This is a genomic window from Pseudomonas sp. GCM10022186, from assembly GCF_042656385.1.
In the GTDB taxonomy this organism is placed as follows: domain Bacteria; phylum Pseudomonadota; class Gammaproteobacteria; order Pseudomonadales; family Pseudomonadaceae; genus Metapseudomonas.
Genome location: NZ_JBHSOU010000002.1, coordinates 162,663 through 183,872, shown reverse-complemented (window position 1 = coordinate 183,872; position 21,210 = coordinate 162,663). Strand labels below are relative to the sequence as shown.

General features: G+C 60.0%; 17 protein-coding genes and 1 pseudogene. 15 read left to right on the top strand and 3 right to left on the bottom strand.

Annotated features, from left to right (window positions below; all coding sequences use genetic code 11):
- Positions 1-9: 9 nt before the first annotated feature.
- From ACFPU0_RS01580 to ACFPU0_RS01570, 3 genes are all read right to left on the bottom strand, one after another.
- Positions 10-444, bottom strand: coding sequence for a low molecular weight protein-tyrosine-phosphatase (locus tag ACFPU0_RS01580; RefSeq protein ID WP_377691038.1), 435 nt, complete (start codon positions 442-444; stop codon positions 10-12).
- 418 nt (positions 445-862) lie between these two features.
- Complete coding sequence (locus ACFPU0_RS01575; RefSeq protein ID WP_377691037.1) at positions 863-1,522, bottom strand: serine protease; 660 nt, start codon at positions 1,520-1,522, stop codon at positions 863-865.
- A 567-nt stretch (positions 1,523-2,089) separates the two neighbouring features.
- Complete coding sequence (locus ACFPU0_RS01570; protein WP_377691036.1) at positions 2,090-2,803, bottom strand: WbqC family protein; 714 nt, start codon at positions 2,801-2,803, stop codon at positions 2,090-2,092.
- Positions 2,804-3,428: 625 nt separating this feature from the next.
- On the opposite strand from ACFPU0_RS01570, the gene rfaH reads away from it, so the two are divergent.
- The 15 genes and pseudogenes from rfaH (at position 3,429) to ACFPU0_RS01495 (ending at position 21,197) form a co-directional block, all read left to right on the top strand.
- Positions 3,429-3,935 carry a transcription/translation regulatory transformer protein RfaH gene (rfaH, locus tag ACFPU0_RS01565; RefSeq protein ID WP_377691035.1) on the top strand — a complete coding sequence of 169 codons (507 nt, stop codon included), beginning with the start codon at positions 3,429-3,431 and terminating at the stop codon, positions 3,933-3,935.
- Positions 3,936-4,382: 447 nt separating this feature from the next.
- A complete protein-coding gene (locus ACFPU0_RS01560; protein WP_377691034.1) occupies positions 4,383-5,552 on the top strand; it encodes a hypothetical protein in 1,170 nt (389 codons plus the stop codon).
- A 715-nt stretch (positions 5,553-6,267) separates the two neighbouring features.
- Positions 6,268-7,044: a hypothetical protein gene (locus tag ACFPU0_RS01555; protein WP_377691033.1), complete on the top strand. Its 777-nt coding sequence runs from the start codon at positions 6,268-6,270 to the stop codon at positions 7,042-7,044.
- A 111-nt stretch (positions 7,045-7,155) separates the two neighbouring features.
- Positions 7,156-8,331 carry an outer membrane beta-barrel protein gene (locus tag ACFPU0_RS01550; protein WP_377691032.1) on the top strand — a complete coding sequence of 392 codons (1,176 nt, stop codon included), beginning with the start codon at positions 7,156-7,158 and terminating at the stop codon, positions 8,329-8,331.
- Positions 8,332-8,408: 77 nt separating this feature from the next.
- Positions 8,409-8,948: a polysaccharide biosynthesis/export family protein gene (locus tag ACFPU0_RS01545; RefSeq protein ID WP_377691031.1), complete on the top strand. Its 540-nt coding sequence runs from the start codon at positions 8,409-8,411 to the stop codon at positions 8,946-8,948.
- Between the two features lie 101 nt (positions 8,949-9,049).
- Positions 9,050-11,290, top strand: a complete 2,241-nt coding sequence (locus ACFPU0_RS01540; protein ID WP_377691030.1) for a GumC family protein — start codon at positions 9,050-9,052, stop codon at positions 11,288-11,290.
- A 494-nt stretch (positions 11,291-11,784) separates the two neighbouring features.
- Entirely contained in the window at positions 11,785-12,510 is a 726-nt protein-coding gene (locus ACFPU0_RS01535) for a tyrosine-protein phosphatase (protein ID WP_377691029.1), read from the top strand.
- Positions 12,507-13,271, top strand: coding sequence for a hypothetical protein (locus ACFPU0_RS01530; protein ID WP_377691028.1), 765 nt, complete (start codon positions 12,507-12,509; stop codon positions 13,269-13,271). The genes ACFPU0_RS01535 and ACFPU0_RS01530 overlap by 4 nt, the downstream gene beginning before the upstream one ends.
- Before the next feature lie 159 nt (positions 13,272-13,430).
- A complete protein-coding gene (locus tag ACFPU0_RS01525; protein ID WP_377691334.1) occupies positions 13,431-14,813 on the top strand; it encodes an undecaprenyl-phosphate glucose phosphotransferase in 1,383 nt (460 codons plus the stop codon).
- A gap of 122 nt (positions 14,814-14,935) precedes the next feature.
- A pseudogene (gene wecB, locus ACFPU0_RS01520) lies at positions 14,936-16,042 on the top strand (non-hydrolyzing UDP-N-acetylglucosamine 2-epimerase); the annotation flags it as partial.
- Positions 16,043-16,150: 108 nt separating this feature from the next.
- Positions 16,151-17,419: a UDP-N-acetyl-D-mannosamine dehydrogenase gene (wecC, locus tag ACFPU0_RS01515; protein WP_377691333.1), complete on the top strand. Its 1,269-nt coding sequence runs from the start codon at positions 16,151-16,153 to the stop codon at positions 17,417-17,419.
- Between the two features lie 156 nt (positions 17,420-17,575).
- Positions 17,576-18,448: a glucose-1-phosphate thymidylyltransferase RfbA gene (gene rfbA, locus ACFPU0_RS01510; RefSeq protein ID WP_377691027.1), complete on the top strand. Its 873-nt coding sequence runs from the start codon at positions 17,576-17,578 to the stop codon at positions 18,446-18,448.
- Positions 18,445-19,557 carry a DegT/DnrJ/EryC1/StrS family aminotransferase gene (locus ACFPU0_RS01505; protein WP_377691026.1) on the top strand — a complete coding sequence of 371 codons (1,113 nt, stop codon included), beginning with the start codon at positions 18,445-18,447 and terminating at the stop codon, positions 19,555-19,557. Before rfbA ends, ACFPU0_RS01505 begins: the two co-directional genes overlap by 4 nt.
- A gap of 145 nt (positions 19,558-19,702) precedes the next feature.
- Positions 19,703-20,677: a hypothetical protein gene (locus tag ACFPU0_RS01500; protein WP_377691025.1), complete on the top strand. Its 975-nt coding sequence runs from the start codon at positions 19,703-19,705 to the stop codon at positions 20,675-20,677.
- Entirely contained in the window at positions 20,670-21,197 is a 528-nt protein-coding gene (locus ACFPU0_RS01495; RefSeq protein ID WP_377691024.1) for a GNAT family N-acetyltransferase, read from the top strand. The genes ACFPU0_RS01500 and ACFPU0_RS01495 overlap by 8 nt, the downstream gene beginning before the upstream one ends.
- Positions 21,198-21,210: the final 13 nt, after the last annotated feature.

The window sequence follows — 21,210 nt, the reverse complement described above, 5'->3', positions numbered from 1 at the left end:
TTCAAGGGGTCAGAGTTTTTGCGACCAGCTGTCGACGCCTTGCGCCATCAGCTGGTAGACGTGTTCGAAGGCAGGCTTTTGCTGGCGGTAAGGGTCCGGGATTTCCTGGTTGCCCTGCCATTTGCCGAGAAGGAAGGTCTTGCCGCGTGCTTCTGGCGCCAGTTGTGTGATCCGCTGGATATGGCCCTGCTCCATGGTGAGGATCAGGTCGTACTGGCGCAGCATTTCGCGGGTCAGTTGGCGGCCCTGGTGGTCGGGGTGGTCCCCGCCATGCTCGCGCAGGACTTCGAGTGCGGTGGCATCCATGGGCTTGCCTTCCAGGGCGTGGATGCCCGCGGAGGCGACGGTGATCCCGCGTGGGGCGAGTCTGGATATGAGCAGGGCTTCGGCGGTCGGGCTGCGGCAGATATTGCCGATGCAGACAACCAGGATGTTCTTGAACATAAGGGCCAGCACGGGTTGCAGGGTCGGTTTTCAGCCGCGCGGGTGTGCTGCGAAGGAGGAAAGCGGATTCCATTCCAGCATCCCGATACGGCATCCCCAGGGGTTTCGCAACTTCTGGGGAGCGTGAAGGGGCGCAACTTTAGGGGGGGCAGGGGTAGGGGTCAAGACTCCTTGGTCGCTTTCTGCCATGGGAACGAGCCTTGGTCCGATATTTGGGCTGGGCAGGGTGGGGAGTTGATTGAGCCAGTGTCAGGCGCGGTTTTATTTGGACTTGGGTAAACGTGTTTGGGGCGTGGCTGTGGATAACCGGCACTCTACGAAGCTGCCCTCTGGAGTCCTGAGGGCAGGCCTTCGGCCTGCTTGGCGAATGAATTCGCCCCTACAGGGGCATGGCCCCTCTCGGGTAGGCGCCACTGCGTCACTTGATGGTGGCGAGGCGTCGCTCATTCGTTGGTTGCAGTTTCGCCTGGAGCAGCAGCCATTCGCGCTGGATGACCGAATAGGGAATGAACACGCTGATGCGTTGGGCCCCCTGCAAGCCCGGGTGGTGGCTTACGTCGTTGAGGTTGACCGAGTAGATGCCCATGTTGATGCCGACAACGCTGCCGTCTTCGGCCATCACCGGGCCGCCCGACATGCCTTTGACGATGGGGGCGTCATGTATGGCGTAGAGTTCGCCGCTGTCTTCATTGGTATTGAGGAAGGGCGCCGGATAAACCTTGCCCTGGCTGCTGCCGCCAACCAGATAAGGGCTGGAGCCCGCGGCGGTGATGTTTTCGCCCGGTTGCGCGGTGCGCCAGTTCGGTATTTTGCCGTTGGCCTTGTGCCGTATGAATACCAGGTCGCAGCCTGTGCTGCAGCGGTACTTCTTGTAGGGAATCAGCGGCGTGTGAGCGGTGGTGACGGCGTATTCCTCGTTCCACTGCACGGCCGAAGCCATATAGAAGTAGGGCAGCGGAAAACCCGAAAAAACCGAGAAGTACGTCTCTGTGGCGGGGCCTGAAACATCAGGTTTGACCAGACCGTTGCATCCTGCACACAAGGCTCCTGCCATGAAGATGGCGGCAATCTTGCGCATGGTGACTCACCGAAGTTCGGCTTGAAGGGGCGCCTCTCCTGGCTGGGTTATGTCCGCCGGTGCCCCTGCACTGCTTCTTCAGGTTGAGCCCGTTGCCAACACTTATGGGTGACGAACGGTAGTCGCGTTGGATCGCCTCGCAATAGGTCAAATAGCGTTTGACGATATGACCGCTGGTCCGGATTGCCCGGCTATTGGCGTTGCAAGCGCAGCTGGCGATTTGCTGCTACGGCCGCAAAAGATGCCTCCTTCCAAGGGGTTGCACCGCTACTGATTCGCTTGAAAATCAATCCAGAAGGTTCGTTGAGCGAGTTCGTGGTTCCCGCTAGTCGTTATTTTGACGTGGCTTGTCGGCCCAGCCTGGCTGATGCCCCTGCCTGGCTTTTAGACGGAAGGACGTGCGCTAGCTGCGTTTTGGATCTCTGTCGCCCTGGGGCATGGCTTGTACGCGGGGATTCGGGAGTTTCGACAGGAGTGGGAAGTCGCCTTCAGGGGCGGCTCAGGCAAGGCGGGGGGAGCGTTGCCTCTTCAGTGTCCAGGTGCTGTTGTCAGTCTCATCACGGTCAGCTATCGAACAAGTTCATAAGACTGCAGATGCTCTTTTATATCTTCTATGTCGTTGTTCATGACGACATCGATAATGGATAGTCCGGCCACGAAGTCTCGGGCGCCAGCCTGCTTGTAGCTCTTCAGGTTCGGCCTCACAAAAGACAGGTTCACGCCTTTGTTCGCGAAGTAATCTTTCCCATACAGCTCAGTGCCTCCTATGGAGTTTACGTAGCTGTCTGAGTGAAGGAGTTTTGTTATTTCAATGAGTCTATCCGGTCTGGTCATGCCCCTTGTATGTGGGAAGCAGGCCGAAGAGCGGACGAATTTCTTGTTCGCTCCGATCATCTCGTAAAACTTCTCGACCGATCTCACTGCGACATCGGAAATCGAGCCGTGGTCGGCGCTCAGGACATCGTGAATATATTCATAGCCAATCTCGTAGAACGGAGATTTTCTATAGGTGCGATGTATCTGCTTGAGGAATTTGCGTTTGAACCTTTCAAAGGAGTGCGTTCTTATGTTGCAGATCAGCTCGTTTTGACTGGCTTTCGACAGAGGAATGGTGAAGCTGTGTGGGTGCCCGTTTATCAGGATCCTGTTGCGATTGATCCAGCCGCGCTTTATGTAATTCACGTCGTCATAAAATACAAATATATCGCTCTCCTCGATCAGGCAGAAATACCCGATATAGGGGAATGCGTATGGCTGCATTATTGAAATGGTTTTCGACATGATTGCGCGCCATCATGCAGTCTTTCGACTTTTTGGCGATTCTAGCAGCGGCAAAATTCACTATTTTCTGCGGCGCTTCGTAAAGTTATTCGAAATATTTCGCTATGCCTGCGTCAGGTGTCGTTAGTTGGTTTCAAGAGCCGTTGGGTGGGCGGGACGGCGCATTGCCTTGGCTCTCTGGTGAACTGGCGCCAACCCCACCTGGCGGCGCTTCCCAGGGCGGATTCCCTGGCAGCAGACAGGGGGCCTGAACCAGTAGTTGAGTGTGGCGCAGGGCTCTATTCCGCCATTGGTGCGCTCTCGTAGTAGATAAATTCTTTTACAAATCAAGCCTGAAGGGGGAGTGAGCTGATTCGGGCTCCCCGCTAGTCGTTATTTTGACGGGGCTCGTCGGCCCGCCCGCCCCATTCCGCTGTTCGTTCCCTGGAAGGAAGGACATGCCGCAGCCCAGTTCCGAAGCGCCTTTCGAGCATCAGGTTGGGCTCATCACATCAGGTGACGAGGCTGATTTCCCGCCGTCGGGGTAGATGGCAACGCGCCATGACGTGCCCTATGTTCGTAGCGTCGGGAGGCGCGGCGCTCCATTTCACTGGCCGCGACACGAGCAGGGGGGAGGCCGCCTACTATGAGCTCCAGTCAGGAAAGTCAGTCCAGGGCCTGGTACGTGGTGCAGTGCAAGGTGCGGCAGGAAGAGCGCGCAGAGGAAAACCTGCTGCGTCAGGGGTATGTCTGCTATCACCCCAAGCTCAGGCGCGAGCGGCTGGCCAAAGGCCGTCGGGAAATCGCGGAAGAGTCGCTATTCCCCGGGTACCTGTTTCTCCATCTCAGTCTGCAGGATAACTGGGGGCCCTTGCGCTCGACGCGGGGTGTCAGCCGGATCGTGAGCTTTGGCAATCAGCCGGCGGTTCTCAGTGACAGCCTGATCGAACAACTTCAGCAGCGCGAACATGTGCCTTGTGTGGAGGAGCTGCTCTCGGTGGGTGAAAGGGTTCGTATCAACGAGGGACCCTTTACCGACCTCGAAGCCATTTTCATGGCAATGGATGGGGAGGAGCGCGTGGTTCTTCTACTCAAGTTCTTGCAGCGCGAGCAGAAGGTTCTCATGCCCTTGGCCGGTATCAGAAAGATCTGAAATGGGCATCCTTTCCCTGATCTCTACCCACGGGGCGAGCCTGCGCTTGAAATCGCCCCCACGGGATTGGCCCGTGCCTGCCGGGAACATGGCTCCCACAGGCTGGGTCACGCTTCGCCGGTTCGCCATCGATGACACGCCGAGCCCTCATGGCGGGCACGGGGGACCGGGAGGAATCCGACTGGCGGCCCTGCGGGCGATATGGGCGTCAGTCCGCGCGAGCGTCCCCTAACTATCCTTCCACTCGTCGTGGTGCGCCGTGCGCTGTTCGTCGTGCGGGGCAGTAAGTATTGCTTCTGAACATTCTGGATCCGCTTTTTCGCTGTCAGATACCGGCCTGAAAATCCGGGGGCGGTAGCGTGTCCGGATACTCAGGTTGCGCAGGGAACCGCCTCGCCTACGAAAGTCGCTCTCGTATGGGGTTCGGACAGGCACGAGATCAGTCAGATGCAGAGTAAGTTAACGCTCAATGACTCAAGAATATTCATTCTGATCCTGGTGGTGTCGTGCCTGTCAGGATTGGATTATCTGGTCGATGGGGCGAGGTATATAAAATATGCGGCCCTGCCAATCACGCTATTGATTCTGTCCGTCAGGAAATTCAAGATCCCAAAAGAGATTTCAGAGGCGGAACTGCCTTTCCTTGCACTGCTGGTCTGGCCAGCCATATCAATAATGTGGGGAAATCTCGAGTTGGGGGCGAAAGATGTATTTTTCATCGCTTCCTACATAGTCCCTCTGGCTTTGTTCCAGAAAAGAGGGGTGTCCATAGAGAGTGTGTTTTATATCTACACGGCGGTATTTTTTGTTTCTGCGATAACAAGGGATTTCGGCCAATTATCCATTTCAGAATCAACGTCACCGCTCGAGGGCTCCGAGTCCTTCGTGTTCGGTGCATTTGCCTTGGCATTTGCCATGAACAAGAAGCGTGCGCTGACCATAATCTCCTTGCTGCTCCTGATAATAACCCTCAAGCGAATCGCCCTGCTTGGTTTCCTGGTGTGCATGTTGTTGTGGATGATGCCCGGCAACCTCAAGAACATCCTGGTAAGCAGGGCTGCGGTTCTTTCCGTGAATGCGCTGGTGGTGGCTACAATAGTAATATTCACCAGCGGGGCCCTGGATGACGTGATTCTTGAGTTCACGGGCAAAACTCCATCCGGCCTCACCCTGGGAAGAAATGAGTTATATGCCGGGGTCGTCCAGGACATGATCCTGCATCCATACGGTTTGCTCTTCGGTAATGGCGCCGGTACCGCCTACGAAAGGGCGCTCGTGATGTATCATGGCGAACTGCTGAAGCCAAACTTGCACTGCGATACGCTGAAGATCTTCTACGAGTACGGAATCTTGTTTTTCGCCTACTTCTTTTACTCCATGGGCGGTTCGAAAGAAAGCAAGACGAGAATCATGGCGGTTTATATAAGCGTATTGTTCGCCACGGATAACGTAATAATATATTCGAATACCATGTTCATTGTTTTGTACATATCTTATCGCCTTGCCAATCCCCAGCTCAGGCAAGATATTCCAGCGACCGGTCATACGGTTTCTGCTCGAGGAAGACGTTCCGGCCCCTCACCGCGTGGTGTCTCTCGAGCCAATCAAGAGATCTGAATTTTTCTGTGTCAGCGTTAGCTGTTACCGGGTTTCCACCTTCGGTGCCTTGCACGGCCTCGCTGGTGGATAGAAAAGCGCTATCCCCCTACAGGGCTGTGGGAGCGAGCTCTGCCGCGTAGAGTGGAAATCCCTTTGGGGATTTCCACCATCGGTGTCTTGCACGGCCTCGCTGGTGGATAGAAAAGCGCTATCCCCCTACAGGGCTGTGGGAGCGAGCTCTGCCGCGTAGGGTGGAAATCCCTTTGGGGATTTCCACCATCGGTGTCTTGCACGGCCTCGCTGGTGGATAGAAAAGCGCTATCCACCCTACAGGGCTGACACGGCATCGCCTTGCACCGACATGCCCATGGGGCAGCGACAGCGTAAAGGCAGAAGGGAATCCGACTAGCGGCTCTGGGGGCGATACAGGCGTCAGTCTGCATGATCGCCCCTCCAACTATCCTTCCAATCGTCACGGTGCGCTGAGCTTTGTTCGGCGCGCGGGGCGTAATGCACTGCTTTTGAAAATCTTTGATCCAGCACACCACCGCACTCAGATGAAGGCCGAAAATCTGGGGCGGTAGCGTGTCCGGAGACTCAGGTTGACGAGCATGGCTCGCGGCAGGTCGCAAGGGGCCGCGAGAAAAAGCGGAGTGGTCGCAGCCGAAAACCGCCCGGGACTCGAAGCAGGAAAGGGCAGGATTCCATGCAGTATCCAACGAGGATGTTCGCTATGCGTAAAGCCCTTTCCGGCCTTGCCCTGGCGGCAGCGCTGGCTTCTGGCCAGAGCTTCGCTGACCCGGCCACCCTGGCCGCATTGCAGTCCGCGGGTGTCGCCTTGACCGAAGCCCAGGCCAAGAGCGTGGCTATTGCAGAAGGTAATACCCTGGTCAACGTCATCGCCGGTATCGTTGCCGCCAATCCCGATGCTGCTGCAACCATAGTCGGCGCCGCGGTGAGCGCGGCTCCCGACCAGGCCGCGGCCATCGTCGCCGCTGCCGTGAGCGCCGTTCCGGCCCAGGCCGCTGCCATTGTTGGTGCCGCGGTGAGCGCTGCTCCCGACCAGGCCGCTGCCATCGTTGCCGCAGCTGTGTCCGCTTTGCCGGCCCAGGCTGCCGCCATGGTTGGCGCCGCGGTGACCGCCGCCCCGGACCAGGCCGCTGCCATAGTCGCTGCCGCCGTGTCCATTTTGCCGGACCAGGCCGCCGCCATCGTTGGCGCCGCCGTGACTGCCGCCCCGGAGCGGGCCGCCGCCATCGTTGCGGCAGCCGTGGCCGCAGCTCCGGACCAGGCCGTCGCGATCACCGCCGCTGCGACGAGTGCGGCCCCGGACCAGGTCGACGCGATCACCGAGGCCGCCGAGGATGCCGCCGCCGACAACGCGCTCGTGTCCACCTCCACTACCGTGGCCGGGCCCAGTCCTCGCAGCTCGGGCGGCTCGGGCAACGCCGCCGCCAGTAGCAGCGCTCCGAGCGGCAGCGGTGGTGGCGGCTCTGCCAGCCCGAACTAGAACGAGAACGCTTCGGCTGAATCAACGCGAGCTGCTAATTTATGCTTCGGCAACGTTTTGCTATTTCCGCCAGCAAAACCACAGGAAAGGATTACTGGGGTCTTTATGCGCATGAAGTCGAAAGCAAGCTCCCTGGCGGCCGCCGTAGCAGCTGCCCTATGTGCCAATGCCTGGGCGGTCGACCCGCAATACATCAAGCTGACCGACAGTCTGACCTTCACTCCAGAGCTGAAGGTGGGTGAGCGGTACGACGATAACTTCCGGGCTGTCGAGGAGGGTGAGGAGTCCTCCTGGATCACCGAAATCACGCCGACGTTCATACTGGGCGCCGAAGGCCGCAAGAGCGCTTACGCGCTGACCTACTCGGCCAACACCGACATTTTTCATTCGAGCCACAAGGACGACAACACGGACCACCACCTGACAGGCGATGCCGCGCTCAAGTTCGATGCACGCAACCTGCTGAAGTTGAACGCCGGCTACCATCAGGTCGAGGACACCGCTGCCAATGACCAGAACCTCACGAGCGGCCAGAACCTGGAGAACGACAAGTACACCCTCGCCAATATCGGTGGGGTGTATACCTACGGCGCCCAGACCGCTCGTGCCCAGATCGATTTCGGTGCCGACTACGAGGAGTTGCGCTACCAGAACAGCGACCATCTGAACGCCGAGAACGAGCGCGACACCACTGCACTGCGGACTACTTTCTACTACCGCGTGGCGCCCAAGACCCGTGCCCTGGTCGAGGCCCGCCATACCAACTTCGACTACGTCAGCAATGACCGTCTCAACAGCGACAACATCGCCCTGCTCGGCGGTCTGACCTGGGACGCTACCGCCAAGACCAGCGGTACCGTGAAGATCGGTGGCGAGAAGAAGCGTTTCGACGACTCCAACGTCGACGACAACAGCGGTTCGATGTGGGAGGTGGGAATCGACTGGAAGCCGCGCACCTACTCCAAGTTCAACCTGACGACCCGTCGCGCGATCGACGAGGGCGACGATGGCGCTTCCTCCATCGACGTCCAGAGCACGAGCTTGAGTTGGGGGCACGAGTGGCTCGAGCGCCTGCGCTCCGATGCCAGCTTCACGTACGCCGACGAGGAGTACCAGGACATCGACCGCGACGACAAGATCAAGACGTTCAGCCTGGGCGTGACTTACGAAATGCGACGCTGGTTGGATGTCGGCGTCGGTTACACATACGCCGAAGACGACTCCAGCGCCATTGGCGAAAGCTACGAACGCAACATCTACTCGATCAGTTTCACCGCCAGCCTCTGACTGTGCCTCCGTAGAAAAAACACAGGGGGCGCCGGCCCCCTTTCGTTTCTTCGACATCTCAGGAGCATAGGAGCCACATGATCATTCGAATCTTTTCCAGACTGATCCTCGGCCTGCTGCTGATCAATAGCGGCGTTGCACTGGCGGAGGGCAACTCCCAGTACAAACTCGCTTCCGGCGATGTCATCCGCATCAATGTGTTCGGCGAAAAGGACCTGAGCTTCGAAAAGCTCCGCCTGACCGATGCCGGCACCTTCTCCTACCCCTTCGTTGGCGAGGTGAAGGCCAAAGGCAAAACCGCTGCCGAGATCGAGCAGATCATCATCGACAAGCTCAAGGGCGACTACCTGGTCGACCCGCGTGTATCGGTCAGCGTCCTGCAGTATCGCGAGTTCTACATCAGTGGCGAGGTGAAGATTCCTGGCGGCTACCCCTTCCAGCCAGGGCTGACCCTGCGTCGTGCCGTCGCTCTCGCCGGCGGCCTTACCGAGCGTGCCTCGGAGAGGCGCATCACCATCATCCGTGACCACGATGCCAGCCGCACTCCCGAGCCGGCTACCCTCGACACGCTGGTCATGCCTGGCGACACCATCACCATCGACCAGGGCTTCTTCTAAAGGCCCAGCCATCGTTCCGGCAAAACAGGGAATGGGGCGCCTTGCTCGGCTTGCCCCAGTGGTATCCGAGCGCCGTTAACTTTTTCAGGAGTGTCCCACTCATGGAAAGTCATACGCATATCATCGAGCGCAGTCTGCTCGCCCAGCGACAGGAAGAGCTCGGCAACGAGATCGACCTGGTGAAGATCTGGCGCACCCTCTGGCACCGGAAGTGGAGCATTCTCACCCTGGTTGTGGTGGTCACCATGGTCGCTGTCCTTGCGGCGTTTTCCATCACGCCCATCTATCGCGCCGCCGCCACCCTGATAATCGAAGAAAAGGCTGCCAAGGTCGTTTCCATCGAGAAGATCTACGGCCTCGAGGGGGCCGGCAGCGAATACCTGCAGACCCAGTTCGAGTTGATGAAGTCGCGAGCCCTGGCCGAGCGCGTGGTGCGCCATCTGAACCTGACCGTCCACCCCGAGTTCGATCCGCGGCAACAGCCCAAGCCCTTGATCGACGTCCGCGGCCTGCTGGCCCAACTGGACTTCGACAAGGTGCTGCCCGTGACCCTGCCCGGGGACCTGGAGGAAGGGGGCGGTCTCAGCGAGGCACAGATCCTCGATATGGTGACCAAGGCCTTCATGGCGCGTGTGAGCGTCGAACCGCAGGGCAAGAGCCAGTTGGTCAAGGTACAGGTGGACATGGCGGATCCGCAGATGGCGGCCCAGGCCGCCAATGCCATGGCCAAAGGTTTTATCGAAAGCCAGCTGGAGGCGACCATGGAAATGTCCATGACCGCCACCACCTGGATGAACAGTCGCCTGGGTGAATTGCGCACCAAGCTGAAGGAGGCGGAAGACCGTCTGCAGGCCTTCCGCGAGGCGGAGAATCTGGTCGACGTGAAGGGCGTATCCACCATCAGCGCTGCCGAACTGTCGCTCACCGGTGACCGCATGATCGATGCGCGCCGCCAGCGTGCGGAAGCCGAGAGCCAGTACCGCCAGGTGCAGGCCATGCGCAGCAGTGGTTGGGAGCGCCTGGCGAGTGTCCCGGCTGTCCTGGGTCACCCGCTGATCCAGCAGTTCAAGGCCGACGAGGCCAAGGCCAGGGCCAAGGTGGAAGAATTGTCGCGCCGCTATGGTGCCCTTCACCCGTCCATGGAGGCCGCCCGTTCCGAACTGAGTGCCGCCTCCGCCAGCCTGCGCGGCCAGGTCGAGCAGGTGGTGGCCGGTATCGAGCGCAATTACCAGCTGGCCGTCGCCAACGAGAGCTCCCTGCAGGCTTCGTTCAACTCCAACAAGTTGCAGATCCAGAACATTTCCCGCAAGGAGTTCAAGCTGCGCGAGCTGCAGCGCGAGGTGGATGCCAACCGCACGCTCTACGAAACCTTCATGACCCGCCTGAAGGAAACCACCGCCACGTCCGACCTGCAAACCGCCAATGCCCGGGTCGTCGATCAGGCTGCAGTGCCCACCTCCCCGGTCAAGCCGGAGAAAGGGCTGATCGTCGGCATCGCCGCCGCGTTCGCGCTGTTCGTGGGCGTTGCCCTGACCCTGTTGCTGGACACCCTGAACAACACCGTCAAGAGCACGGAGCAGCTGGAGTTCCACCTGAACATTCCAGTGCTCGGCATCCTGCCGCTGCTGAAGAACAAGGAGCGCAGCCTGCTCGCCCGCATGTTCGCCACGGACAAGGAAAAAAGCTTTTCCGAGGCGATCCGGACCATTCGCACGGGGGTGGTGCTCTCCGGAGTCGACTATCCGCAGAAGATCATGGTCATCACCTCGTCCATTCCCGGCGAGGGCAAGAGCACCGTCTCGGCCAACCTCGCCTTCGCCCTGGGGCAGATGGAAAGGGTGCTGCTGATCGATGCCGATTTGCGTCGCCCGAGCCTGGCCAGGAGTTTCGAATTCCCGGTGGGGACGCCGGGCCTGGCCAACCTGATTGCCGGCACGGCCTCGCTGGACGATTGCATCCGGCAGGTGGACGGCATCGACATGATCGGCGCCGGCGCCGTGCCGCCCAATCCGCTGGAGCTGCTCTCGTCGCCGCGCTTCGCCAAGGCCGTCGAAGTGCTCAAGGGCAAGTACGAACGCATCATCATCGACTCGCCGCCGACCCAGGCGGTCAGCGATGCCGTGCTGCTGGCGACTTTCGCCAACTCGGTGATCTACGTGGTCAAGTCCGCCTCCACCGCCATTCCGTCGGTGGAGAAGGGGATAGGCCAGCTGTTGCAGAACAATGTCCAGGTGAACGGCATCGTTCTCAACCAGGTGGATATCAAGAAGGCCAAGCGCTACGGCTACAGCTACGGCGGTTACTACGACTATTACGGTTACAGCAATATCAAGCAGGTATGAACACAGCGAGCGGGTGGCCCCCGCGTCCTCCTGCGCCAGACAGAGCGGCAGTCCATTGCATGACCTGATCGATACCTGGCCAGCAAGGCCCTGATTCGCGTTGGGCGCATTGCCGACCAACGCGGCATAACCCGGAAATTTCACGCTGGAGCTCGTGCTCCCAGGTATCGCTTTGCCCGCGAAAAGCCCATCAGGGCTCTGCCTCGCTGAGCTCTGCACCTGTGACGATTCGAATACCCAGGCCAGCAGGATGAAGCCGATCCGGTAGGGTGCGCCGTGCGCACCGGCGGTTTGACGTGGTGCCGAAGCCGATCCCGGAATCGGTGCGCGCAGCGCACCCTACGGTCCAGGCCAGGCGAACGGTCCTGTGCACGTGGAGGATTCGCCCCCTTCCAGGGGGCTAGCGCAAGCCCACGTTCTACGAGTGTGGATGTTCACTTCCGGCCAATCGGGACGGCCCTTTGCAAGTTCGAAAGAAAGTTTCTCCAGACGCCATGATCGACCTGCACAACCATTTGCTACCTGGTATCGACGACGGGGCTCCTGACCTTGAGGCTGCGCTTGCCTTGGCGCGCGTGGCCGTCCAGGACGGCATCACTCACCTGGTCTGCACGCCGCATATCCACCCCGGCCGTTACGACAACACGCCGGCCAGTATCCGGGGCGCGCGCGATCGCTTCGCGGTGGCGCTCAAGGAGCAGGGCATCCCGTTGCGGGTGGCTGCAGCCGCGGAAGTGCGCTTCGGCGTGGAACTGATGATGGGGGTGGGCGAGAGAAGCATTCCGTTCCTGGGCCAATGGCTGGGCCATAAGGTCCTGCTGCTCGAGTTCCCCCATGAGGGGATACCCTTCGGCGCCGAACGCCTGGTCACCTGGCTGCTGCAGCGCAGGATCCTGCCGATGATCGCCCACCCGGAGCGCAACAAGGACATCATGCGCACGCCGTCCAGGCTCAAGCCCTTGCTCGAGCTGGGCTGCCTGCTGCAGGTCACGGCGGGTTCCGTGGTCGGTCGCTTTGGCCCGGCAGCCGAGGCGATCGCTCACGCCCTGCTGGAGCAAGGCGTGGTGACCATTCTCGCCAGCGATGCCCACAACCTCCAGCATCGCCCGCCCCTGCTCCGCGAGGGCATGGAGCGTGCCGCGCGCATCGTGGGCGAGGAGAAGGCCGAGTCCCTGGTCCTGCATACGCCCTGGGAAATCGCGCAGAGCCATTTCGCATGAGCACCGGTCAGTTGCTCGACCGGCCAGGGAGCCGCAAGCGCTCGGATGTCGAGTCACGAAGGGCGAGCTCGATCATGCAGCAGGTGCCGGCGCTGTTGCTGGTGCTGTCCTTCGGGCTGCTGGTCGCAGGCGCCCGGATGCTGCTGGCGGGTATTGCCAGCTATCAGGCCGAAGCCTTCATCGGTTCGTGGGACAAGCGAGGCAACGAGCCCGGCGCAGCGGCGTGGGACGTTGCCCACAACGCGGCACAGCGCGCCATCGAGCTGTACCCGGTCGCAGATGGCGATCGGCTGGACAGGCTCGGGCGTATCTACAGCTGGAAGCAGTTCCGCCAGCCCTATGCCGACTCCGTTGCGCAGCACTCCCGGCGCGCAGCGCTCGACGCCTACCGGGCCGCCACAGGTGCACGGCCGACCTGGCCTTACACTTGGGCACGCCTGGCGCACAGCAAGCTGTACCTCCAGGAGTTCGATGACGAGTTCGATCGGGCCATGGTCCAGGCATTTCAGCTTGGCCCCTGGCGCATCGGTGTGAACCGCGAGCTGGCTGAAATCGGGCTGAACGCATGGCCGCATCTGAGCCCGGCCCAGCGTCGGGCAACCCTCGAATCCGCCAGGCGCAGTCTGGCCTTCGGCAATGCCGAGGCGCTGCATCTGCTGGAAGTCGCCCAGCGAGCCGGGAGGATCCAGGTGCTGTGCGACGGCCTGAGTCATGAGCTCAGGAGCACGCGAAAGCTCGCGCAGTGCGTAGGAGCTCAGTAGAGGTGGGTAGCACAGGAGACAGGCGCAAGGAGGCCATGATCCACGCTTTGCCATTTGCAGGTATTCGTCGTGTCACAGCCCGAAGCAACCGCTCCAGCCAGCAATGGAGCATCCACCAGTCGCGGTCCCGACGTTCGAACGGGCCGTCGCTTGACCTTCATGGCCGGTCGCCTGAATTTCTTCGGCCGCGGTCTGACCTTCTGGGGTCAATGGCTGGTGGCCGTCAGTTCGATGATCACGCTGCTCTGCGCGCTGGCGCTGATGGAGACCGGCGAGGTCGGACTGCACTATCGCATGCTGGCGCTGTTCGCCCTGTTCGGTTCGGTGCCCATCTATTCCTTGATGCGGGTCTACCACAAGAAGCATGGCTACCTGGTCGGCCTTTGCCGTTTGCTCGGCGGCTGGCTGATTCTGCTGGGTGGCCTCACGGTGGCCGTGATCGTTACCAAGACCGGTGAACAGTTCTCCCGTGAAGTGGCCATCGCCTGGGGGATGCTGGGCTTTGCCCTGCAGGCAGGCGCCTATGTGCCGCTGCATACCTTCGCCAGGCGCTACGAGCGGAAGCATCGAGCCGCGCGCGCCTCGCTGATCATCGGGACCGGCGAGCTGGCCTGGAACCTGGCGGACAAGCTGGTGGAAAACAAGTACGGCCCCGTGATCGGCCTGGTCGCGGCGGGTGAGGAGCCATTGCCGAACAGCAGCCGCTACCCGGTAATCGGTAACCTCGCGAACCTGCGTGATCTGATCGTCATCCATCACATCAGTCGCCTGTACATCGCGCTGCCGCTGACCGCGGCCAAGAAGATCGAAGAGCTGTACTTCGAGTTGCTCGACGCCAATATCGACGTGGTCTGGCTGCCTGACCTGCACAGCATCATGCCGCTCAACCACTCGGTCGGCGACATCGAAGGCATGCCGGCCATTCACCTGAACAAGTGCCCGCTCTCGGCCTATCCCAGCGCGGCCCTGAGCAAGGCATTGGTGGACCGCGCGGCGGCGCTGCTGGCACTCATCGCCCTCAGCCCCGTGCTGCTGGCCACGGCCATTGCCGTGAAGTGTTCATCGCCCGGCCCGGTCCTGTTCAAGCAGGATCGCCATGGCTGGAACGGCACCATCATCAAGGTCTGGAAGTTCCGCTCCATGCGCCTGCACGACGACCCCCAGGTCACCCAGGCGCGGCGCGGCGACCCGCGGATCACTCGGGTCGGCCGCTTTATCCGCCGTACCTCCATCGACGAACTGCCGCAGCTGTTCAACGTGCTGCTGGGGCAGATGTCCCTGGTCGGCCCTCGCCCCCATGCCGTGGCGCACAACGACTACTACATCGGCAAGATCGCCGCCTACATGGCCCGCCACCGGATCAAGCCCGGCATGACCGGCCTGGCGCAGATCAATGGCTGCCGGGGCGAAACCGAAACCATCGACAAGATGCAGAAACGCGTGGAGCTGGACCTCGCCTATATCAACAACTGGTCGTTGTGGCTGGACATCAAGATCCTGTTCCAGACGCCTTTCGCGCTGTTCTCCAAAGACATCTATTAGCAGCGCCTCCCCCTGCCGTTCCCAGACAACTGCCTTTGCAGGTGCGGGCTTGCCCGCGACCCGATGTGGGCGGGCCAATGGCTCGCCGAAGTCCCGATAAAGCGAACTTGAAGGACCACAGCATGAAAACCCTCTGTGTCTTCGGCACTCGCCCCGAGGCCATCAAGATGGCCCCCCTCGTTCTCGCCCTGGCCGCAGACGAGCGCTTCGAGATCAAGGTCTGCGTCACCGGTCAGCATCGCGAAATGCTGGACCAGGTGCTCGACCTGTTCGCCATCAGGCCGGACTTCGACCTGAACATCATGAAGCCGGGCCAGGACCTCACGGACGTCACCAGCAACATCCTGCAGGGGATGAAAGGCGTATTCAGCGAGTTCAAGCCGGATGTGGTGCTGGTGCACGGCGATACCACGACGACCTTCGTCGCCAGTCTCGCGGCCTATTACCAGCAGATCCCGGTGGCGCATGTGGAAGCAGGGTTGCGCACCGGCAACCTCCTTTCACCCTGGCCCGAAGAGGGCAATCGCAAGCTCACCGCCGTACTTGCCGATAGACACTTCGCGCCAACGGAGGCCTCGCAGGCCAATCTGCTCGCGGAAGGGATCTGTAGAGAAAAGATCTTCGTCACCGGCAATACCGTGATCGATGCGTTGCTCGATGTGGTGGCGCGCCTCGATCAGGACCAGGAGCGGCGTGAAAGGGCTGCCGCCCTGAGCTCATTCCTCGACTCCCACCGCAAACTGATCCTGGTCACGGGCCACCGTCGGGAAAGTTTCGGCGAGGGGTTCGAGCGCATCTGCCAGGCACTGATGGAGATCGCGCAGCTGCATCCTGACGTGGATATCGTCTACCCGGTGCACCTCAATCCCAACGTGCTCGAGCCGGTCCACCGCCTGCTTTCCGGTATCGACAATATCCACCTCATCGCCCCGCTGGATTATCTGCCCTTCGTCTACCTGATGAGCCGGGCGCATATCATCCTCACCGACTCCGGCGGTATCCAGGAGGAAGCCCCTTCCCTTGGCAAACCGGTCCTGGTGATGCGGGATACCACCGAGCGGCCGGAGGCGGTAACCGCCGGGACGGTCAAGCTGGTGGGTACCGAAACCGCCAATATCGTCCGTGAGCTCAACTGCCTGCTGCTCGATCACGAGGCCTACCGGGCCATGAGCCATGCCCACAACCCCTATGGGGACGGCAAGGCCTGTCAGCGCATCCGCGAGGCCCTCTACGAAGTCCCCTGCGGTCGCGATAGCCGCTCGGCCAGGAGCGCGCTCGCCCATGACAACCAGCTGCGAGCCGTCAATGATTCCGCTCGAAACATTCACGGACCTTCCCTGGCGTTCCAGACCATCTCCGTCATCGGCCTGGGTTACATCGGCCTGCCCACCGCAGCGGTGTTCGCTTCACGCAAGAAGCGGGTGATCGGCGTCGACGTCAACCCGATGGCCGTCGACATCATCAACCGCGGCCAGATCAACATCATCGAGCCCGACCTGGAGATGGTGGTGAATGCCGTGGTCACCGAAGGTCTGCTGCGGGCTACCACCATCCCTGAGCCTGCCGATGCTTTCGTGATCGCAGTGCCCACGCCCTTCAAGGGCGACCATGAACCCGACCTCAGCTATATCGAGGCGGCCAGCAAATCCATTGCCCCGGTCCTGAAGAAAGGGAACCTGGTCGTCCTTGAGTCCACTTCCCCGGTTGGCGCTACCGAGCAGATGGCGGCCTGGCTGGCGGAGGCCCGGCCTGATCTGACCTTTCCGCAAACCCACGGCGAAGGCTCCGACATTCGCGTGGCCTACTGCCCGGAGCGCGTACTGCCTGGCCACGTGCTGCGCGAACTGGTGCAGAACGACCGCGTCATCGGCGGCATGACCGCGAAATGTTCGGCTGCCGCTACCAGCCTGTACGAACTTTTCGTCGAGGGAGAGTGCATCGTCACCAACTTCCGGACGGCGGAAATGTGCAAGCTGACGGAAAACAGCTTCCGTGACGTCAACATCGCCTTCGCCAACGAGCTGTCGATGATCTGCGACAAGCTCGACATCAATGTCTGGGAACTGATCCGCCTGGCCAACCGCCACCCGCGCGTCAATATCCTGCAGCCGGGCCCGGGCGTGGGAGGGCACTGCATCGCCGTCGATCCCTGGTTCATCGTCAGCAAGACCCCGGAACAGGCACAGCTGATCCGCACCGCGCGCGAAGTGAACGACAGCAAGCCGCTGTGGGTGATCGACAAGGTCAAGCTGGCAGTCGCCGAATTCCTGCAGGCCAACCCGGAGAAATCGGCGAGGGAGGTGACCATCGCCTGCTTCGGCCTGGCCTTCAAGCCGAATATCGACGACTTGCGCGAGAGTCCGGCCGTCGCGATCACCCAACAGATCGTGGCGACCCATCCAGGCCGGGTGCTGGCCGTCGAGCCGAATATCGACGAGCTGCCGGGCAAGCTGGCCGGCACGCTGAGCCTGAGTAGCATCGAGGCGGCGCTGGAGGAGGCGGATGTGATCGTGCTGCTGGTCGATCACAAGGAATTCAAGGAAATCCCCGCGACCATCCTCGGCAGCCACAAGACCGTCGATACCCGCGGCGTCTGGACGGCGTAAGAGTCCACGTCCGTTGGGCCGACCTGAGCACTGGGCCAACCGTAGGGTGCGCCATGCGCACCGGCTTCATCGGCTTCATGGCTCGGCTGCTGACTGACCGATCCGAAACGCCCCAAGACCGAGCGCCTCGGCGCTTTTGCACAGGACTGGAAAATGATGAAAGGCATTATCCTGGCCGGCGGTTCCGGGACCCGGCTGTACCCGATCACCCGGGGCGTGTCCAAGCAGCTGTTGCCGATCTACGACAAGCCGATGGTCTATTACCCGCTGTCGGCACTGATGCTCGCGGAGATCCGCGACATCCTGCTGATCAGCACTCCAGACGACATGGCCGGGTTCCAGCGCCTGCTCGGTGATGGCAGCGAGTTCGGCATCAATCTGAGCTATGCCGTGCAGCCCAGCCCCGATGGCCTGGCGCAGGCCTTCATGATTGGCGAAGAGTTCATCGGCACCGACTCGGTGTGCCTGGTGCTCGGCGACAACATCTTCTACGGCCAGGGCTTCCGGCTCATGTTGTGCGAGGCCGCCCGGCGCGGGAAAGGCGCCACCGTGTTCGGCTATCAGGTGAAGGACCCGGAGCGCTTCGGCGTGGTGGAGTTCGATGAGCGAAAGCGTGCGGTCTCCATCGAGGAAAAGCCGCTCAAGCCCAAGTCCCAATACGCCGTCACCGGCCTGTACTTCTACGACAACGACGTGGTGGAGATCGCCAGGCAGGTGAGGCCGTCCGCCCGCGGCGAGCTGGAAATCACCAGCATCAACCAGGTGTATCTGGAGCGCGGCGACCTCTATGTCGAACTGCTCGGCCGCGGCTTCGCCTGGCTGGACACCGGTACCCATGAAAGCCTGCAGGAAGCCGGCGTATTCGTCGAAACCGTCGAGAAGCGCCAAGGCTTCAAGATCGCCTGCCTGGAAGAAATTGCCTTCAGCAATGGCTGGCTGAATGCCGATCACCTGTACCGGGTCGGCCAGTCCCTGAGCAAGAACAGCTATGGCCAGTATCTTCTGTCCCTGGTGAGGGAGTTCGTATGAACGACAAACCGGTTTACGTCACCCAACCCTATCTGCCGCCGCTGGACGAGTTCCTTCCCTATCTGCAGCACATCTGGGAAAACAAGATCCTCACCAATGGCGGGCCGATGCACAAGGAGCTGGAATCTGCCCTGGCCAACTACCTAGGCGTCGAGCACATCGCCCTGTTCAACAATGGCACCATTGCCCTGCTGACGGCATTGCAGGCGCTGCGCGTGGCGGGTGAGGTCATCACCACGCCGTACTCCTTCGTCGCGACCGCCCATTCCCTGCTGTGGAACGGCATCAAGCCCGTATTCGTGGATATCGATCCACACACCCTCAATCTCGACCCGGCCAGGATCGAAGCCGCCATCACCCCGCAGACCACCGCCATCATGCCGGTGCACTGCTATGGCAATCCGTGCGATGTCGAAGCCATCCAGAGAATCGCCGACAACTACAACCTGCGGGTGATCTACGACGCAGCGCACACCTTTGGGGTAGAGGATGCAGGTGGCAGCATTCTCCGCCACGGCGACCTCAGCGTGCTGAGCTTCCATGCCACCAAGGTGTTCAACACCTTCGAAGGCGGCGCCATCATTTGCCCGGATGCCAAGACCAAGCAGCGCATCAACAATCTGAAGAACTTCGGCTTTGTCGATGAGGTCACAGTTGTCGCCTCCGGCATCAACGGCAAGATGAGCGAGATAAACGCCGCCTTCGGTCTGCTGCAGCTCCAGCATATCGACCGTGCCATCGCCCGCCGCAAGGAGATCGACCAGGCCTATCGCGAACAGCTGAAAGATGTCGAAGGCATCCGTGTCGTCGAGAGGACCGGTCAAAAGGTCGCCAATTACTCCTACTTCCCGATCCTGGTCGAGGCGGATTACCCGCTGAGCCGCGACGAGCTGTACCAGAAGCTCAAAGAGAACAACATATTCGGTCGCCGCTACTTCTATCCGCTGATAAGCGAGTTCCCGATGTACCGGGGCCTGGTCTCGGCGCAGCGCAACAACCTGCCGGTAGCGCACTCGATATCTGAAAAGGTGATCTGCCTGCCGATGTATCCGGCACTGCAGGAAGCATCGATCAACGCCGTAGGCGAGGTCATCAGAAATAGTCGATAGAGCGTGAAAGGATATTTCAGGACAGGAATATATATTGACTTCGTATGCAACGTCTCATCTGTGGGTAATTTCGCTTTTGTATTGGCCGGGCGATACCCGGTCGCTTTGGAAACTGTGGAACGCTGATTAATCAGGGTGAGAAGTCATGAATGAGGCTGTTGGCGGATATTTCGAGCTTGAATTACCGTCAGGAACCACGGGTTTATATCCGGAGGCATTCCGGTTTCAGACTGCACGTGCCAGCTTCCATGCGTTGCTCTGCGCAGGCCGCCCACGCAAGGTCTGGATGCCGCATTACATCTGTGACTCCATGCTCGGTCCGTTGGACCGGGCAGGTATCGAGGTTTCCTTTTATTCATTGAATGAAGACTTCTCGATAAAGGATGAAATAAACCTCCACCCTGAAGATTGGCTCCTGTATGTGAATTATTTTGGCGTCTGTTCGAAGCGGCAGCGCGAAATACTGGAGAAATTCAATTCCAAGCAGGTTGTTTTTGATCATTCCCAGGCTTTTTTTGCACCGCCGCTCGACTGTCTGGCCACTCTTTACTCGCCGCGCAAGTTTTTCGGAGTGCCGGATGGCGGACTGCTGATCACGAAACTTCCCATTCCTGAGCCGGAGATAACGGACGATGGATCGATCCAGCGCTCGCTTCATCTCCTGAAACGTCTGGCTGGAACCCCGGAGTCCGGCTATGCGGATTACCAGGCAGCAGAAAAGACACTCGAAGACCTCCAGTGCAGAAAGATGTCTGCGCTGACGGAAAGGCTTCTTTCAAGTATCGATTATGAATCCGTGAGATTGAGGAGGAACGAAAACTTCAGGTATCTCCATAAAGAGCTTGGGCTGCACAATAGGTTGGAGTTGGAAGTAGAGGCTGTCGATGGGCCGTTATGCTATCCATTCTTCAAAGGGCTGGCAAACCTCAGGGAGACCCTGATAAGGGAAAGAGTGTTTACCCCGACTTATTGGGCGAAATGCCTGTCTCGTTTGAGATCCAATTCTCTTGAATGCGAACTCGTCAATAATCTGTATCCCATACCATGCGACCAGCGTTATAGCGAAAAAAACTACGGGGTCGCCATAAGAATAATTAACGGGAGTATTGGTAATGAGTGATTTTTATCTTAGGGAGTTGGCGCGAGATGATATAAAGGACATAAACAGGTGGAGAAATGACCGAGGGATCATCAGATCGCTCGGGGCACCCTTCAGATATATTTCCGAGGAGGTCGATTCCGCCTGGATGGAATCTTATCTATCCAGCAGGAGTAGTTGCGTAAGGCTTGCGATTTGCGAGAGGGCAAGCAACAGAATCGTTGGTGCCGTCTATCTTCTGTCTATCGATTGGGTCGTGAGAGACTGCGAGTTCGCCATCTGGATTGGCGAGCGGGACTTCCAGGGTAGGGGTGTTGGCGCATTCGCCACCGATAAGGCACTTGAGCATGCTTTTCTCGACTTGAACTTGAATCGGGTCTATCTGGCTGTGGTCGCCGATAACGAACGAGCAATCTCTCTTTATAAGAAGAGTGGGTTTTCAGTCGAGGGGGTGCAAAGACAAGCGGTTTTCAAGGAAGGTGCCTACCTGGACGTGGTTCAAATGTCGATGCTGGCGAGCGAGTTCAGACGCTTGGAGTAGCACCACAAGACGG

Coding starts and splice junctions, on each gene's coding strand:
- ACFPU0_RS01560 (WP_377691034.1), top strand. CDS start 4,383: ATGCAGAGTAAGTTAACGCTCAATGACTCAAGAATATTCATTCTGATC.
- ACFPU0_RS01500 (WP_377691025.1), top strand. CDS start 19,703: ATGAATGAGGCTGTTGGCGGATATTTCGAGCTTGAATTACCGTCAGGA.
- ACFPU0_RS01505 (WP_377691026.1), top strand. CDS start 18,445: ATGAACGACAAACCGGTTTACGTCACCCAACCCTATCTGCCGCCGCTG.
- ACFPU0_RS01550 (WP_377691032.1), top strand. CDS start 7,156: ATGAAGTCGAAAGCAAGCTCCCTGGCGGCCGCCGTAGCAGCTGCCCTA.
- ACFPU0_RS01570 (WP_377691036.1), bottom strand. CDS start 2,803: ATGTCGAAAACCATTTCAATAATGCAGCCATACGCATTCCCCTATATC.
- ACFPU0_RS01580 (WP_377691038.1), bottom strand. CDS start 444: ATGTTCAAGAACATCCTGGTTGTCTGCATCGGCAATATCTGCCGCAGC.
- ACFPU0_RS01525 (WP_377691334.1), top strand. CDS start 13,431: ATGGCCGGTCGCCTGAATTTCTTCGGCCGCGGTCTGACCTTCTGGGGT.
- ACFPU0_RS01540 (WP_377691030.1), top strand. CDS start 9,050: ATGGAAAGTCATACGCATATCATCGAGCGCAGTCTGCTCGCCCAGCGA.
- rfaH (WP_377691035.1), top strand. CDS start 3,429: ATGAGCTCCAGTCAGGAAAGTCAGTCCAGGGCCTGGTACGTGGTGCAG.
- ACFPU0_RS01530 (WP_377691028.1), top strand. CDS start 12,507: ATGAGCACCGGTCAGTTGCTCGACCGGCCAGGGAGCCGCAAGCGCTCG.
- ACFPU0_RS01545 (WP_377691031.1), top strand. CDS start 8,409: ATGATCATTCGAATCTTTTCCAGACTGATCCTCGGCCTGCTGCTGATC.
- ACFPU0_RS01575 (WP_377691037.1), bottom strand. CDS start 1,522: ATGCGCAAGATTGCCGCCATCTTCATGGCAGGAGCCTTGTGTGCAGGA.
- ACFPU0_RS01555 (WP_377691033.1), top strand. CDS start 6,268: ATGCGTAAAGCCCTTTCCGGCCTTGCCCTGGCGGCAGCGCTGGCTTCT.
- rfbA (WP_377691027.1), top strand. CDS start 17,576: ATGAAAGGCATTATCCTGGCCGGCGGTTCCGGGACCCGGCTGTACCCG.
- ACFPU0_RS01495 (WP_377691024.1), top strand. CDS start 20,670: ATGAGTGATTTTTATCTTAGGGAGTTGGCGCGAGATGATATAAAGGAC.
- ACFPU0_RS01535 (WP_377691029.1), top strand. CDS start 11,785: ATGATCGACCTGCACAACCATTTGCTACCTGGTATCGACGACGGGGCT.